Raw genomic sequence first — 13449 nt, 5'->3', positions numbered from 1 at the left:
TGACGCCCTGGCTCGCGGGCGGGCCCGATGCCGTACCGCTGGTTCCAGCTGCGCAGTGTCGCCGTCGGGATGCCGAGGCGTTCGGCGACCACCCGCACCGGATAACCGGGCGAGTCGGGAGCGGGAGTCGGGCCGGCGAGCATGCAGATCATTCTGCCCCGACGACGCGTGCGGCTCGCCGCCCGAGAGCCGCACGCGCGAGGCCCGGAGCGCACCGCGCGGTGGCCCCGGAGCCGCGCACCGGGACCCGCGAACACGGCAAGCTGACGACGCCGCGCGGCCATGTCCCCGTGATGCATCGTTTATGCATCTTTTCATGTAACGTTGATGGGAACAGGACAGAACGCGAGGAGTTGCGAATGAAGTCGTGCACCACGACCGGGCGCACGCCGATGGCGATCCTGCTGGCCGGATTCGCGGCCGCGATGGCCCTCGCCGTACCGGCGCAACCGGCGTCGGCCGGCCCGCTACCGAGCCAGGTCGCCGGGCCGGTGCCGGTACCCGCTCTCGACGTGCAGCGTTACCTCGGCACCTGGCGTCAACTGGCCGCGGTACCGCAGCCGTTCAACCTGTCCTGCGCCCGCGACACCACCGCCGAGTACGCGCTCGACGCCCGCGGTGACATCTCCGTGCACAACTCGTGCGTGACCTGGACCGGCGAGCTGAACGAGATCCGCGGCACGGCAACGGTCAACGATCCGCAGACCAATGCGCAACTGCATGTCAGCTTTCCCGGAGTACCCGGGCAGGATCAGCAGCGCGGTGCCACCAACTACATCGTCACCGCCCTCGCACCGGACTATTCCTGGGCGCTGGTGACCGATCCGACGCGACTGTCCGGCTTCGTGCTGGCCCGCGCGGCCGGCCTCGACGCCGCGACCTGGGATCAGGTGCGTGCCGCGATCACCGCCGCCGGGCAGAGCCCCTGCCTCTACCTGACCTCGCCGACCACCGGCGGGATCAGCGACGTCACCCCACTGTGCCTGCGATGAACGAGCCGGCCGAGACTACGGGCACGTCTCGCACCGGGGCGAGCCCCTCGATCGCCTTGTTCACTCGTGATCTACGGGTGGAGGACAATCCCGTCCTCGCGGCCGCCCAGCGCACCGGGTCCGCGGTGGTGCCGCTGTTCGTTCTCGACGAGGACATCATCACCCGTTTCGGCGCGGCCAACCGGTTACGTTTCCTGCTCGCCGCCCTCACCGAACTCGACGCGGAATTGCACCGTGTCGGTAGCCATCTGGTGATTCGCCGCGGTGATACGGTCACCGAGACCGTGCGGCTGGCCGAGCAGATCGGGGCCGCGCATGTGCACGTCGCCGCCGACGTCAGCGCCCACAGTGCGCGCCGCGCCCAGCGCCTGCGCGACCGGCTCGATCAGGACGCCCGCACCCTGCACACCCATGGCGAATCGGTGACCGCGGTGGATCCGGCCGCCTTGCGCCCCTCCGGTGGCGGTGATCATTTCGCGGTCTTCACCCCGTATTTCCGGCATTGGATCGACGACCACCGCCGCGTCCCCATCTCCTTGCCCGCCCAGCTCACGACACCCGATGTGCCCACCGACCAGCTACCGACCGTCGCAGAGCTCTGCCGAGAACCCGGCTCCCCGCAGCTGAACGTCGGTGGCGCGACCACCGGCCGAAAGCTACTGCGGCAGTGGAGCTCTGGCGCTGTGCGCGACTACGACCGGCTCAGCGACGCGCTCGACGCGGACGCCACCTCCCACCTGTCCCCCTACCTGCATTTCGGATGCCTGTCGCCGGCCCAGATCCTGTCGTCGACCGATCTGCGCACCGACGGTGGCTATGCCTTCGCCCGGCAACTGGCCTGGCGGGACTTCCACCATCAGGTACTCGCGGCGCGACCGGATGCCGCCTGGGCCGATTACCGGGCCCGCGCCATCACCTGGCGCGCCGACCCCGAAGCCGTGCGCGCCTGGCAGCAGGGCCGCACCGGCTTCCCGATCGTCGACGCCGGGATGCGTCAGCTACTCACGCAGGGCTGGATACCGGGGCGGGCGCGGCTGATCACGGCGAGCTTCCTCAGCACGACACTGCGCATCGACTGGCGGATCGGCGCGCGCCATTTCCTGCACTGGCTCGTCGACGGTGATCTGGCCAACAACCAGCTCAACTGGCAGTGGGTCGCAGGCACGGGCACTGACACCCGCCCCAATCGGACCCTCAACCCGCTACGGCAGGCCGCCCGCTTCGATCCCGACGGCGATTACGTCCGGCGCTGGATACCCGAGCTGGCCGAGCTGCCCGGCGCCGCGATCCACCGCCCCTGGCGCCACGGCGTCGACCTCGCCCGCTATCCCGCGCCGATCGCGGAGTGCGCGGGCATGTAAAGCGACGGTCCAGCCGATCGACGCGGTGCTCACGCCGCCGATGTACCGACCCCACCGATGCGAGTAGTGACGTCGCGCAGGCAACGGGTGCCGCAGCGGCCGCGGTCCCAGCGGAACTGCATCTCCGTCCAGAAACCCTCACCGCTGATGCCCGGCCGGGAACGCACGGTCGCCGAAGGGGCGAGCGCGTAGACGATCTGCCAGTCGAGATCCTGCGCATCGCCGGGCGGAACCGAATGGGTGGCAGCGCCCAGCTGCACGTGCACAACGCTTGCGCTGGAAGTGATCTCGCAGTGCACCACCGCGGCATCATCGGTGCTGCCGACCAATTCGGTGGCCATCTCGTTCACCACGAGGCCGATGGCATCGACGTCATCGGCCTCGAAAGACTCTGTCAGAGCCACGGTTTCAGCGATCGACTGCAAGGTCGCCGCCGCGTCCGGCCGCGCCGGCAAGCCGAGGCTCACTGCCGCGGCGGCGATCGGTGTGTTGTCGGAATCAGGATCCATTCTGCGCACCTTTCGATCTCGCGGCCGTCCCGTTCGGGCAGCGCAATACCTGGCCGACCGACCCGACCCGGGCTATCTCGTGTCGAAATGACGCATGGTCAACGCCACTACGATGAGCAGAACACTGGGCACCAGCAACACCACGATCGCACTCGTTATCACCGCGGGCCACCCCACTCGACCGGGGACGCCACTGCAACCAGGCGCTCGCGGAGAACGAACCGATCCCGCAGACCGGCAGCTGAACCACAACTCTGCCTCGCCATCATCAATGGTTTGTACCCGACCGGTAGCGAACGCAAACCCCGAGCGCACCCCACCGCCTCCGCTATTCGAAGAAGCCGCGCAGCACGGCGCTCGCCGCCTCGGCGGTATCCATCGCGGGCACATCGAGAGTCAGGCGATCGAAGGCAATGCCGGTGAGCAGGGATGCGATCGCGTCGACCTGCTGGTCGGTCGCGCGCGGGTAGGCGGCTCGGATCCGGGTGGCACGTCTGCGGACGGTGACCGCGCGGAGTTCGCGCATCGTCGCGGCCAACTCGGCATTTCGGCTCGCTTCCAGCGACAGTTCGAACCGGGCCAGATAACGGTTCCTGGCCGCACCCGTGCCCGCATCACCGGCTGCGGCCAAGTAGTCCGCGACGTCCTCGGACCTCGCCTCGTCTTGCGGGGAGTCCGGCTCGGCTTCGAGTTGAAGATCGAGGATGCGACGGGCGATGGCCTCGTACAGCGCCGCCCGGGTCGGGAAATAGTTCGAGGTGGTGCCGATGGGTACGTCCGCGGCGGCATCGATGGCGCGATGGGTGACCTGCGCCAGGCCGTGCTCGTCGATCAACGCCAACGCTGTGTCGGCCAACAGGGCACGGCGCTCACTTTTCTTCGGCATCCCTTGAGATTACTACATCGTAGTATTACGTTGTAGTACAACGATGTTGTGAATACGAAAATGAGGTGGGAATCCATGCCGGACAATGACGTTCAGGAGACCGAGGTCCTGATAGTGGGAGCCGGGCCGACCGGCCTGTGCTCGGCCATCGAGCTGGCCAGGCGCGGGGTGCACCACCGGCTGATCGACCGCAATGACACCCCGGCCCTCGGGTCACGAGGCAAGGGACTCCAGCCACGAAGCCTGGAAGTACTCGACGATCTCGGCGTGGTGGACGCGATCCGCTCCGCGGGGGTGATCGGACTGCCGTTGCGTGTGCACCAAGACCACAGGCTCACAGTGGAGTTGGCGACGGCCGGTTCCGGACCGCGGCCCGGTGTGCCGTATCCGGATCTGCTGGTGATCCCCGAATGGCGGGTAGAACGGTTACTGGCGCAGCGACTGCACGAAGTGGGCGGCGAGGTGTCGTTCGGACGCGCGCTGAGCTCGTTCCGGCAGGACGACGATGGAGTCACTGCCGAACTCGATACCGGCGAGGTGATCCGCGCGCGTTTTCTGGTCGGTTGCGACGGCGGGCATTCCACGGTGCGCAGACAACTCGGGATCGGCATGCACGGGCGCACGCATGACGACCAGTACTTCCTCGTCGGCGATGTCTCGATCGAGGGGCTCGACGACGATGCCGCCTACGCCTGGTTCGGCATGGACGGCAGCTACCTGGCGGTTTCCCCCTTGCCGCAGGCCGAGGGGGCATGGCAGTTCCAGGCCAACGTCGTGCCGGGGCCGGACGGGTCGATCCCTGAGCCCACGCTGGACGTTTTCCGCGAGTTGTGCGCCGCGCGAACCGGCCGTGCGGATATTTCACTGAGCCGCCCGACGTGGTTGTCCCGCTATCGGTTCAACGCCCGCATGGTCGACCGCTACCGGCACGGGCGAGTGTTCCTGGCCGGCGACGCCGCCCATGTGCACTCCCCCGCGGGCGGGCAAGGCATGAACACCGGCATCCAGGATGCCTACAACCTCGGCTGGAAACTCGCCGCCGTTCTCGACGGCGCGCCGAGCGCCCTGCTCGACAGCTACGAACTGGAACGAATCCCGGTCGCCGCCAAGGTTCTTGCCGACAGCTCCCGCGGTTTCGAGTCGGTGTTCGCTCTGCGCGGGGTGCGACGAGCGCTCCGAGACCATGTGCTCTTCCCGGTGCTCAAAAGGCCCGCTGTGATGGGTAGGCTCCTCGCCAGGACCAGCCAGCTCGGCATTTCCTACCCCGAGTCCCCACTCACCGTCACCACCACAAGGCCTCATCGAGGCCCAGGCCCCGGCGACAGGGCACCGGACGCTCGCGGTGTCGACGTCGGCGGCACACCGACACGGCTGTTCGACGTTCTGCGCGGAACCCACTGGACCCTCCTCGGTTTCGGCGCCGACTCGATCCAGGCCTTCGATGGCATCGACGGCGTGAACGCCGCACGCGTCCGCACCTGCCTGATCCTCGATCCCTCGACCCGCCCTCCATCAGCAGCCCCGCAGTTGCTGATCGGCGCCGAAGCCGAGCGGATATATCGCGCCGACTCCGGCACCCTGATCCTCATTCGCCCTGATGGATATATCGCGGTGCGCACGCACACCGGCGCGACGATCTCCGATTACCTCCACCGGCTGCACTCGGGCGATTGACCGACCGACGGTCGGTCTGTACCGTCGGTTATGGAGGTGCACATGCGGGAGGTCAAGAAGCCCGAGGTGCGCAAGGCGGAGATCGTCGACGCGGCTCTCGCCCTGTTCACCGAATTCGGATTCGAGAAGACCACGGTGGAAGCGATCGTCGGGCGGCTCGGGGTCGCGAAGGGGTGTTTCTACCACCACTTTCGATCCAAGAGCGACGTGCTGGAGGAATGCGTCACCACGCTGGCACGGCGGATGGAACGCGACTATCTGAATATCATCGGCGACCGCACGGTCGCGCCGGGGCGACGCCTGGTGGCCTATCTCGATTACAACTACGAGCTGGCCGCGGCGCCCGCGTCCGCAGGGTTCCTCGCCGATCTGCACACCCGATCGTTCGACGACGTGCACAAGAGGGTGACCGGCGAAGTTGTGGCCGCACTGTTGCCGGCGATGACGCGCCTACTGGAAGACGGTGTGGCGGCGGGCGAATTCGATGTCACCGATGCCGAATCGACCGCGGTGGCGATACTCGGCGCGCTCACCGGACTACACGAGTTCTACGCCGGCCGGCCTGAACTCGACCTGGCCCGGCACCGGCGCCATGTGCTCGATCTGCTCGGACGAATCCTTGCTACCGAACTGGCTTGAACAAGGAGCGATGTATGGACGTGATACGAGTCGAATTCCGTTCCGGGGGCACCGAATGCGCGGCGACCGTGTATCGCATGAAGCGGGCAACGGGGCTTCCCGGCGTCGTGCTGTGCCCCGGGTTCGGTGGCACTCAGGACACACCGTCGATCGAGGCGGCCGCGCGCACCTTCGCGGCAGCCGGCTACATCGCGGTCACCTTCGACTACCGGAACTTCGGAACGAGCCACGGCGAGCCACGGCAATTGGTCGACATTGCCGGGCAGGTGGCCGATATCCATGCGGCCACAGCCCTGACACGTGGGCTCGATGAGGTCGACCCGAATCGGGTCGCACTATGGGGAACCTCGCTCGGCGGGGGCCATGTCGTCACGGCAGCGGCCGACGACTCACGAATCGCGGCCGTGGTCGCCCAGATACCGTTCAACGGATTTCCCAAGAAGGCCGCGGGACGCTCTCGAAAGGCGACCTTCGCGTTGTTCAGCGCCATGATGCGCGATCGTGTGCGTGGCTGGACCGGCCGGGCACCGTATTACGTTCCCGCGGTCGGTGAGACCGGCGAACTCGCCGTGATGACGGGGCCACAAGCGTCCCAGACCATTGCGGCCATGCACAGCGCCACATGGGAAAACCGGGTGGCCCCGCGAGCCCTGTTCGACATGATGCGCTACAAGCCGGAAACCTGTGCGCACCGGCTCACCATGCCGCTGCTGGTCTGCGTCGGCGAATTCGACAACGAGACAACCGAATCCGACAGCAGTCGGCTGGCCGAGGTGGCGCCGAGCGGATCGCTGCGACGGTATCCGTTCGGGCACTTCGACTTCTATCGCCCGGACGCCCGAACCGAGGTCCTCGCGGATCAACTAGAGTTCCTCGACAACGTGCTACTCCGCACCGCCTAAAGCGCCAGCCACTCGAGATCCGCGGGTGGACGTCCGCCTCGCCCGCCTGCTGCTCGGTGATGACGCCGGCGATCCCGCGATCGCCGTCGGGCCACTGCCGTAGCCGGCGGAGGTCAGACGGGTTCGAGATCGCCGGGCGTCCAACTCTGGTCGAAGAACCCGGTGTTGATCGCACAGATACGCCTGCACCGCGCGCTGGATCGCAGCTCCACGGTGAGCACGCGCGCCATCTCCGCCGGTGGCGTACCCGCCGGCGAAGTCGGCTCCAGGCCGCTACCGATCGGGCATCGCGGTGCTGAACCGGGCCGTGCTCCCATCACCGCCGACACGGTGCAGTCCGGCCTTTTCCAGGACGCGGATGGAGGCCGGGTTCGACTCGTCCACATCGGCGTACACCGTGCGGACCCCTGGTGCGGTCAGCGCGAAGGAGACCATCGCCCGAGCGGCTTCGGCGGCATATCCTCGGCCGCGCCGTGACGTGACGATGCCGTATCCGAATTCGAGGGCGCCGTCGTTCGGCGGCCACAGCAGACTGATACTGCCGACGACCAAGCCGGACGACCGCTCGACGATCTGCCGGTGCCCCTCGCGCGTTCCGGCCTCCTGCTGGGCGATCACGCCGGCGATCACGCGATCTCCCTCGGCCGGGAAGTCGTCCACCCAGTCCGCCCGCCGTTCGCCATCGGCGACGGCGGCGAGATCGTCAGCGGGCCATTGCCGTAGACAGAGGCGGTCGGTGTGCAGCACTGCCCCGGATAGCGAGAAAATTGATGACATGCGACGCTCCAATGTCTCTGGTTCAGCCGGCGCGAACGGATAGTGCGGCCTCGTTTCCGGGCCCGTCATGACGAGCACGGCGGGAGCCGGCCAGGAGCAGACCGGCGACGACCAGGAGGACGAGCAAGGGCGAGGGGCCGCCGACCGCGACGGTGATCAGGGTCCAACCGGCGACCAGCCAGGCGAGGAACGCCGGCGGTGTGATGCCGCGCCGGTCCAGCCACAGCACCAGCAGGCCGATCATGAGGAACGGGACGCCGAAGCTGAATATCGTGTACCACAGCGTGGCTTCGGCGTAGTCCATCGCATTGGCTTCCGCCGTCCATCCCGTCCCGTCGAGCCATGCTTGCCCGTGGGTGGGGGCCGACTCGATGAGAGCGCCCGTTGTGTGGCCGATTCCGGGAAACAGCACTATGAGCCAACCTGCCCACTTGATCATGTGAACTCCTCGTTCTGGATATGGAACTCCCCGGCTCCGCCGGGTACACACGGCGCGTCTTTACACCGCCGCGTTCGCACCGATTCACTCATGTATACGGTGCCGTATATTTGAGCTTAGGTTATACATACGGCGCCGTATACATCGAGCTTCCTGAAAGGAATCACACCGGACGAGATGAAATTTCGGGCGTCGTGTCCCCGGAATCAAGCGACGAGGTGGCGGCCGAGAAAATCCAGGACGAGTTCGGTGTAGCGCTGTCGCGCGAGCTTCAATCCCTCCAGATGCCCGGCGCCGGGCAATACCTCCACCTGGAAACCGGTGTACCGGGCCGCCAGAGCCTGAACGGCTTCCGGAGTGGTGATCTGATCGTTTTCGCCGCAGATGAAGAGCGCGGGTACCTGCGCAGCCGTGGGCGACACCCGTGGCGGCCATTCGACACCGAGCAATGCCTGCGCTGTCGCCGTCATCGCCGACCTGGTGGCGGCGCCGGCCCGACCACGGGCGAATACTCCCGGCACAGGCAGCGGCCCCGCTGCCAGGAAGCGTTCGAACAGGGCGCGTCCGTCATCCACCGGCCCGCTATCACAGATGATCGCGTCCACGGCGAAGTCCGGACGGGTCAACGCGTGTACCGAAGGGAAGGTGGAGAACGAGAAGCCGAACAGTGCGATCCTCGCGTCACGAAACTCCGCCATCGCACGCAGCGCCGCGACGACCTCGACGATATCGGTGGTGAAATGCTCTCCGAGCCTGCGGAAACCGCGGTGATAGCTGCTCGCCCCATGGTTGCGGTGATCGAACAGGCACACCGTGTAGCCCGCCTCGTGGAGCAACTTCGCATGGGCAAGGGAAGCCGATTTGCTCAGCCCTATGCCGTGCCCGAGCACGACGACGCGGTCCCGCGCACCCGCGCACAGCCACACGTGAATCCGCCCCGTCGGGGACACGTCGACGATTCGCTCTGTCGCCGCAAGTTCGACATCCTCCGGTCGCCGGTGGTGCGGGCGGCGCGGCGGATGATACATCCGAAACCCCAGTGCCACACCATAAGCCGCTCCGGCCGGAGCAACAAGGGTGGACATCAGCTTCCTACTATTCGAGCTCACAGCGAGTTCCTTCCCGGGCAGACGGGTCGAACGTTCATCGGATCTGGTAGTCATCCACATCGAGTGCGGCCAGCCCCTCGTGGCAGCTGGCGTATCGAGGTGTCCAGCCGAGCTCCCGTTTCGCTTTCTCATTCGACAATCGGATGCTGGTGCCGACCATGAGTCCGTACAGATAGGGAGCGGGCCGTAGCAGCCAGCCGGGAATACGCCGCGGTTCGGGAGCATCGGATGCCCGCGCGATCGCGCGAATGTAGTCATCGAATCCGAGGGGGCAGTCGTCGGCGACGTTGTACGCTTCGCCGCCGCGACCCCGCTCGAGCGCGGCGACGGTCGCCGCGGCCGCATCGAAGATGTGGATGGGCGAGGTGATGCCTGCACGTGCGGGTACCGGGAGCCTGCGGGCGCGAGTCGACGCGGCGAAACGCCGGGTAGTGGGTTCCGGTCCGTAGAACAGGCCGTAGCGCAGCGCGATACCGTCGATTCCGCGTGCGGCGAAGACCTGATCCTCGTTCGATCGCATCGACCGCAGGTGACGATCGAAAGCCGAACCGTCCGGCCGGCCGAACAAATGCTCCTCGGTGACCGGCTCGCTACCGTGATCGCGGTAGCCGTAGCCGAGAAAGAAAGATTGAGTGAGGAACCGCCGCGCCCCCACCGCCGCGGCCGCGAGCAGCAGATGCGAGGTGCCGATGTCACGCAATGCGTTGGTCTCGTCGAGCCGGCTGTGCGTGATCGGCATCCGGCTGAGCGCGGTGGCCTGGTGGATCACCGCGTCGGCGCGATGGCCCGTCAGCGCCGTCAGCAGCCCGTGCTCGTCCAGCACGTCGGCCACCACCGGTTCCGCGCCGATCGCCGTCAGCCGGTCCGCGCCCTCGGGCCGGCGACATAGGCCGATCACCGAATGCCCTGCGGCGATCAACTGCTCGGTCAAGGTCATACCCAAGGTGCCGGTCGCGCCGGCGACGATAACTCTCATCTCACTTCTCCTTACGCTGTTCGAGGATTCGCAAGCGCACGCCCAGCGCCGCGATCGCGATCAGGGAGACGGCTCCCAGCGTCCAGAAATCCGAACTGTTGCCGCCGAGGTCGGCATCCATCGCGTGGTTGATCGCATGGAAGGTATTGGCGAATGCGAAACCGAACAGCACGACAGCCAAGGCATCCGGCCATCGCAGCGCGCACAGCATCATCAGCCCGATCCCCAGCTGGAACACGCCCGCGTCGTGCAGGAAGTGCACGTGATTGGGCCAGTTCGCCCATTCGGCGAACCCCGCCGGGTCCACCCGCATCCACCCGCCGAACACCACCATCGTCGCCGAACAGAGGATCGTCGCGATGACCACGAAGCGCCTGGAAGAACCGAGCCGGTGGCCGCGGACGGACACAGTCGTGGCTCGCGGCTGTGCTGGTTCCGCGCTCATGACCGCCGCACCCCCAGTCGCACAGCACCATCGAGCCGCATCGTTTCGCCGTTGAGCATGGCGTTGTCGATGACGTGGGCGACCAGTGCGGCGAATTCGTTCGGCACGCCGGGCCGGGCGGGATGCTGCGTGGCCGACAACGAAGCCCGCTGTGCGTCATCGGGCAGTCGGCCGAACATCGGAGTATCGAAAATGCCGGGCGCTATGGTCACCACGCGAATGAGTGCCGGGGCGAGATCCCTGGCGGCGGTCAAGGTCATTCCGGCCAGACCTGCCTTGGCCGCGACGTAGGCGACCAGTCCGGCAGGAGCATCCGTCCCGGCGATCGAACCGGTATTGATGATCACTCCGCGTTCGCCTTCGATCGGCTCGAGGTCTGCCATGCGAGCAGCCGCCAGCCGCAGGAGATTGAACGCGCCGACCAGGTTGACCCGTATCACCTCGGCGAACTGCTCGATGGGCAAGGGGCCGTCCGCATTCAGCGTCGAGCCGACGCGATCGACGCCCGCGCAGTTCACAACCGCTCGCAGGTGGCCGAGTTCGCGCGCCCGGTCCAGCGCCGACGCGACATCGCCGTCGGCACAGATATCGCCTGGGACATGGTGGATTCGGCTCTCGCCGCCGCCGGCGCCCGCGTGGGTGTCGAGCACGACGACCGTCGCCCCCGCCCGGGCAGCTCGGTCCACCACCGCCAGGCCCAAACCCGAGGCGCCGCCCGCGACCAGGACGACCGATCCGTCGATCTTCATCGCGGGGACCTCCTCGGCCCGCCCGGGCTCGTGTCAGTTGTCATCGTTGTCCCTCTCCGCTGGGGGTTCGTCAGAGGCGCGTTCGTCGTCGCCGTGGGGGATGGATGAGCCCGGCGGGCGGTGGTCTCGCGCACCGACGACCGAGCTCTATGTCAGCCAACATAGCCTGTGCTGAATAGTCGGTCAATGGCTGCCTAGGCTAGGCTTGCGTCGCCGGAACCCTGGAAGGACGGACGAACGACATGGCCGATCGACGTGCCGAGACCACACGGGAGAGCCGCAGGCTGCTGATCGAGGCCGCCGCCGGCCTCTTTGTCGAAAAGGGCTATCAGCAGACCACTTTCGCTGATGTTGCGGCCCGTTCCGGCGTGAGCCGCGGCTCGATCCCGTGGCATTTCGGCAACAAGGAAGGACTGCTCGCAGCGGTGCTCGACGACGCGGGCAACGCGCTGCTGGCCGGACCAGGCGAACCGTCCGGCGACGGCTCGCCGAACCCGACCGACGATCTACTGGCCGGCGTCAAGCAGCCGGCGATCGCGAAGATGTCTTTGCTCTTCGTGGCCTTGTTCGCCGAAGCCGCGAACCCGGACTCCCCCATCCACGACAAGTACGCGGGTTTGCATGAACAGCTGCGTGAGATTGCCGAGCGATGGGTCGACGCGCACGTTCACCTGCCCGACGGCGTGCGGCCCGACGGCTTGGCCACCATCTTGATCGCTGCCTCTATCGGCATACACCTCCAGGCCACGATGGCTCCTGAGCTCATCACCGTCGAGGACATGGTCGAGCAACTCGAAGCGCTGATAAAACCGCTACTCATCGAACCACCACGCCGATGACCGCCCTCGCACCGAATTCCGGGCGTAGGACCGCTGAGAAATTCGCTGGCACCCTCGCGCGCCCGCGGCCTACAGTGCTCCATCGACCCGTCGAACCACAACGTTCCGACTTCGGAGGATGAGGATGTCTACCCCCTGGATGGCGCCGAGCGCGCCTCACCGAATGACCGATGCCACTACCGCCCAGGCCCGGCCTGCGCGGTAGCCCGCCATCCATCGAGGCGCACTCGGCCGGCTCTCGCTGTTTCTCTTTCGTCTCAGTCAGGAGCTACCGGGTGTCCGACACCACCACACACAACAACCCGAGTCCGGCACAACGGACCGGCACCTTCACCTGCCTCCGATGCGGGCTCGTCGTAGCCGTACTCGCGCCGGATGACAGCAGGCGCAATCACTGCCCGAGCTGTCTGCATTCCAGGCATACCGTCGATCATCGGGACAGCGGCCGTTCCGATTGCGGTGGCCGGATGGCGCCGCTGTCCATCGCGGCGCTGCGGACCGGGCACTGGGCCATCGTGCACCGCTGCGCCCGGTGCGGCGAGCTGTCGCTCCATCAGATCACCACCGATGACAATCAGCTGATCCTGATGCGCCTGGCCGTGCGTCCGCTCGCGGAGCCGCCGTTTCCGCTCGAAATCTTCAGCGAGCTGTGAGGACATCGGCGATGCCGCGCAGAAACACCACACGACGCCATCGGCAGCGCGCCAAGGATGTGCTGCACGCGACCGACACCGGGTCATCGGCCGGTACGTTCCGCTGTGTGCAGTGCCGGTTCGATGTTCCTTTCGCCGCACCGGGTACCGCACATCGCAATCACTGCCCGCAATGTCTGACCAGCCGGCATGTCGACCGCAGGCGGCCCGGCGACAGGGCCGAGCCGTGCCGGGGCCGGATGACGGCGATCAGCATCTCGGTGCGCGACAGTGGCGAGTGGGCGCTCATTCACCACTGCCTGGCCTGTGGTGCGGTGCGCTCGAATCGCATTGCGGGCGACGACAACGCCCTGGCGTTGATGCGAATCGCGGTGCGCCCGCTGGCTGATTCGCGTGCCGGAAGGCGGGCCATGCTCGCACTGTAACGCCGCCGCGGCCGTCCCATCGGGACGGCCGCAGTAGCGCGCGTTCAGTGGTTGGGGCCAAGGAGCGGATTCAA

General features: G+C 67.0%; 17 protein-coding genes. 8 read left to right on the top strand and 9 right to left on the bottom strand.

All coding sequences use genetic code 11. The features are described from left to right. Positions 1 to 143: MerR family transcriptional regulator (locus AC4HOU_RS29045; RefSeq protein ID WP_490725599.1), on the bottom strand; the 143-nt coding region annotated here is incomplete at its 3' end. 216 nt (positions 144 to 359) lie between these two features. Between AC4HOU_RS29045 and AC4HOU_RS29040 the strand changes: the two genes are divergently transcribed. Further along, the gene (locus AC4HOU_RS29040) at positions 360 to 992 is read left to right on the top strand and encodes a lipocalin family protein (RefSeq protein ID WP_490725598.1); all 633 of its coding nucleotides are present in this window, start codon (positions 360 to 362) and stop codon (positions 990 to 992) included. Next, positions 989 to 2353, top strand: a complete 1365-nt coding sequence (locus AC4HOU_RS29035; protein WP_490725597.1) for a cryptochrome/photolyase family protein — start codon at positions 989 to 991, stop codon at positions 2351 to 2353. The genes AC4HOU_RS29040 and AC4HOU_RS29035 overlap by 4 nt, the downstream gene beginning before the upstream one ends. Positions 2354 to 2382: 29 nt before the next feature. Here the strand turns inward: AC4HOU_RS29035 and AC4HOU_RS29030 are convergent, their stop codons facing one another. Together AC4HOU_RS29030 and AC4HOU_RS29025 are read right to left on the bottom strand one after the other, a co-directional pair. Next, positions 2383 to 2862 (bottom strand): hypothetical protein, encoded by a 480-nt coding sequence (locus AC4HOU_RS29030; RefSeq protein ID WP_280213336.1) that lies wholly within the window; start codon positions 2860 to 2862, stop codon positions 2383 to 2385. Positions 2863 to 3190: 328 nt separating this feature from the next. Continuing rightward, entirely contained in the window at positions 3191 to 3748 is a 558-nt protein-coding gene (locus AC4HOU_RS29025; protein WP_163814759.1) for a TetR/AcrR family transcriptional regulator, read from the bottom strand. A gap of 75 nt (positions 3749 to 3823) precedes the next feature. On the opposite strand from AC4HOU_RS29025, the gene AC4HOU_RS29020 reads away from it, so the two are divergent. The 3 genes from AC4HOU_RS29020 to AC4HOU_RS29010 are packed head-to-tail and all read left to right on the top strand — an operon-like array spanning position 3824 to position 6963. Then, positions 3824 to 5422 carry an FAD-dependent monooxygenase gene (locus AC4HOU_RS29020; RefSeq protein WP_195021185.1) on the top strand — a complete coding sequence of 533 codons (1599 nt, stop codon included), beginning with the start codon at positions 3824 to 3826 and terminating at the stop codon, positions 5420 to 5422. A gap of 42 nt (positions 5423 to 5464) precedes the next feature. Beyond that, on the top strand, positions 5465 to 6061 hold the full coding sequence (locus AC4HOU_RS29015; protein ID WP_195021186.1) for a TetR/AcrR family transcriptional regulator: 597 nt from the start codon (positions 5465 to 5467) through the stop codon (positions 6059 to 6061). 14 nt (positions 6062 to 6075) lie between these two features. Further along, a complete protein-coding gene (locus AC4HOU_RS29010; RefSeq protein WP_194991364.1) occupies positions 6076 to 6963 on the top strand; it encodes an alpha/beta hydrolase in 888 nt (295 codons plus the stop codon). A 273-nt stretch (positions 6964 to 7236) separates the two neighbouring features. On the opposite strand, the gene AC4HOU_RS29005 is transcribed toward AC4HOU_RS29010, so the two are convergent. From AC4HOU_RS29005 to AC4HOU_RS28980, 6 genes are all read right to left on the bottom strand, one after another. Then, positions 7237 to 7740, bottom strand: coding sequence for a GNAT family N-acetyltransferase (locus tag AC4HOU_RS29005; protein ID WP_195021187.1), 504 nt, complete (start codon positions 7738 to 7740; stop codon positions 7237 to 7239). Between the two features lie 22 nt (positions 7741 to 7762). Further along, positions 7763 to 8179, bottom strand: coding sequence for a DUF6463 family protein (locus AC4HOU_RS29000; RefSeq protein ID WP_194991366.1), 417 nt, complete (start codon positions 8177 to 8179; stop codon positions 7763 to 7765). Positions 8180 to 8385: 206 nt separating this feature from the next. Continuing rightward, positions 8386 to 9129, bottom strand: coding sequence for an alpha/beta hydrolase (locus AC4HOU_RS28995; RefSeq protein WP_194991367.1), 744 nt, complete (start codon positions 9127 to 9129; stop codon positions 8386 to 8388). A gap of 193 nt (positions 9130 to 9322) precedes the next feature. After that, positions 9323 to 10264, bottom strand: coding sequence for an NAD-dependent epimerase/dehydratase family protein (locus tag AC4HOU_RS28990; RefSeq protein ID WP_195007247.1), 942 nt, complete (start codon positions 10262 to 10264; stop codon positions 9323 to 9325). Position 10265: 1 nt separating this feature from the next. Then, positions 10266 to 10631, bottom strand: coding sequence for a hypothetical protein (locus tag AC4HOU_RS28985; protein ID WP_280213331.1), 366 nt, complete (start codon positions 10629 to 10631; stop codon positions 10266 to 10268). Between the two features lie 74 nt (positions 10632 to 10705). Then, positions 10706 to 11458: an SDR family NAD(P)-dependent oxidoreductase gene (locus AC4HOU_RS28980; RefSeq protein ID WP_195021188.1), complete on the bottom strand. Its 753-nt coding sequence runs from the start codon at positions 11456 to 11458 to the stop codon at positions 10706 to 10708. A gap of 242 nt (positions 11459 to 11700) precedes the next feature. Here AC4HOU_RS28980 and AC4HOU_RS28975 point away from each other — a divergent pair, with 242 nt between their 5' ends. The 3 genes from AC4HOU_RS28975 to AC4HOU_RS28965 all read left to right on the top strand — a co-directional run bounded on the left by AC4HOU_RS28975 (position 11701) and on the right by AC4HOU_RS28965 (position 13375). Then, the gene (locus tag AC4HOU_RS28975) at positions 11701 to 12297 is read left to right on the top strand and encodes a TetR/AcrR family transcriptional regulator (protein WP_163814767.1); all 597 of its coding nucleotides are present in this window, start codon (positions 11701 to 11703) and stop codon (positions 12295 to 12297) included. A gap of 170 nt (positions 12298 to 12467) precedes the next feature. Further along, positions 12468 to 12950: an RNHCP domain-containing protein gene (locus AC4HOU_RS28970; RefSeq protein ID WP_195021189.1), complete on the top strand. Its 483-nt coding sequence runs from the start codon at positions 12468 to 12470 to the stop codon at positions 12948 to 12950. Between the two features lie 11 nt (positions 12951 to 12961). Next, positions 12962 to 13375, top strand: a complete 414-nt coding sequence (locus AC4HOU_RS28965; protein WP_194991247.1) for an RNHCP domain-containing protein — start codon at positions 12962 to 12964, stop codon at positions 13373 to 13375. The last annotated feature ends 74 nt before the right edge of the window (positions 13376 to 13449 follow it).

It is taken from the genome of Nocardia sp. JCM 38205, from assembly GCF_058222935.1.
This window is presented reverse-complemented; position numbering and strand designations above follow the sequence as displayed.

Coding starts and splice junctions, on each gene's coding strand:
- AC4HOU_RS29010 (WP_194991364.1), top strand. CDS start 6,076: ATGGACGTGATACGAGTCGAATTCCGTTCCGGGGGCACCGAATGCGCG.
- AC4HOU_RS29015 (WP_195021186.1), top strand. CDS start 5,465: ATGCGGGAGGTCAAGAAGCCCGAGGTGCGCAAGGCGGAGATCGTCGAC.
- AC4HOU_RS28975 (WP_163814767.1), top strand. CDS start 11,701: ATGGCCGATCGACGTGCCGAGACCACACGGGAGAGCCGCAGGCTGCTG.
- AC4HOU_RS28970 (WP_195021189.1), top strand. CDS start 12,468: ATGCCACTACCGCCCAGGCCCGGCCTGCGCGGTAGCCCGCCATCCATC.
- AC4HOU_RS29020 (WP_195021185.1), top strand. CDS start 3,824: ATGCCGGACAATGACGTTCAGGAGACCGAGGTCCTGATAGTGGGAGCC.
- AC4HOU_RS29040 (WP_490725598.1), top strand. CDS start 360: ATGAAGTCGTGCACCACGACCGGGCGCACGCCGATGGCGATCCTGCTG.
- AC4HOU_RS29035 (WP_490725597.1), top strand. CDS start 989: ATGAACGAGCCGGCCGAGACTACGGGCACGTCTCGCACCGGGGCGAGC.
- AC4HOU_RS29030 (WP_280213336.1), bottom strand. CDS start 2,862: ATGGATCCTGATTCCGACAACACACCGATCGCCGCCGCGGCAGTGAGC.
- AC4HOU_RS29000 (WP_194991366.1), bottom strand. CDS start 8,179: ATGATCAAGTGGGCAGGTTGGCTCATAGTGCTGTTTCCCGGAATCGGC.
- AC4HOU_RS28990 (WP_195007247.1), bottom strand. CDS start 10,264: ATGAGAGTTATCGTCGCCGGCGCGACCGGCACCTTGGGTATGACCTTG.
- AC4HOU_RS29005 (WP_195021187.1), bottom strand. CDS start 7,740: ATGTCATCAATTTTCTCGCTATCCGGGGCAGTGCTGCACACCGACCGC.
- AC4HOU_RS28980 (WP_195021188.1), bottom strand. CDS start 11,458: ATGAAGATCGACGGATCGGTCGTCCTGGTCGCGGGCGGCGCCTCGGGT.
- AC4HOU_RS29025 (WP_163814759.1), bottom strand. CDS start 3,748: ATGCCGAAGAAAAGTGAGCGCCGTGCCCTGTTGGCCGACACAGCGTTG.
- AC4HOU_RS28965 (WP_194991247.1), top strand. CDS start 12,962: ATGCCGCGCAGAAACACCACACGACGCCATCGGCAGCGCGCCAAGGAT.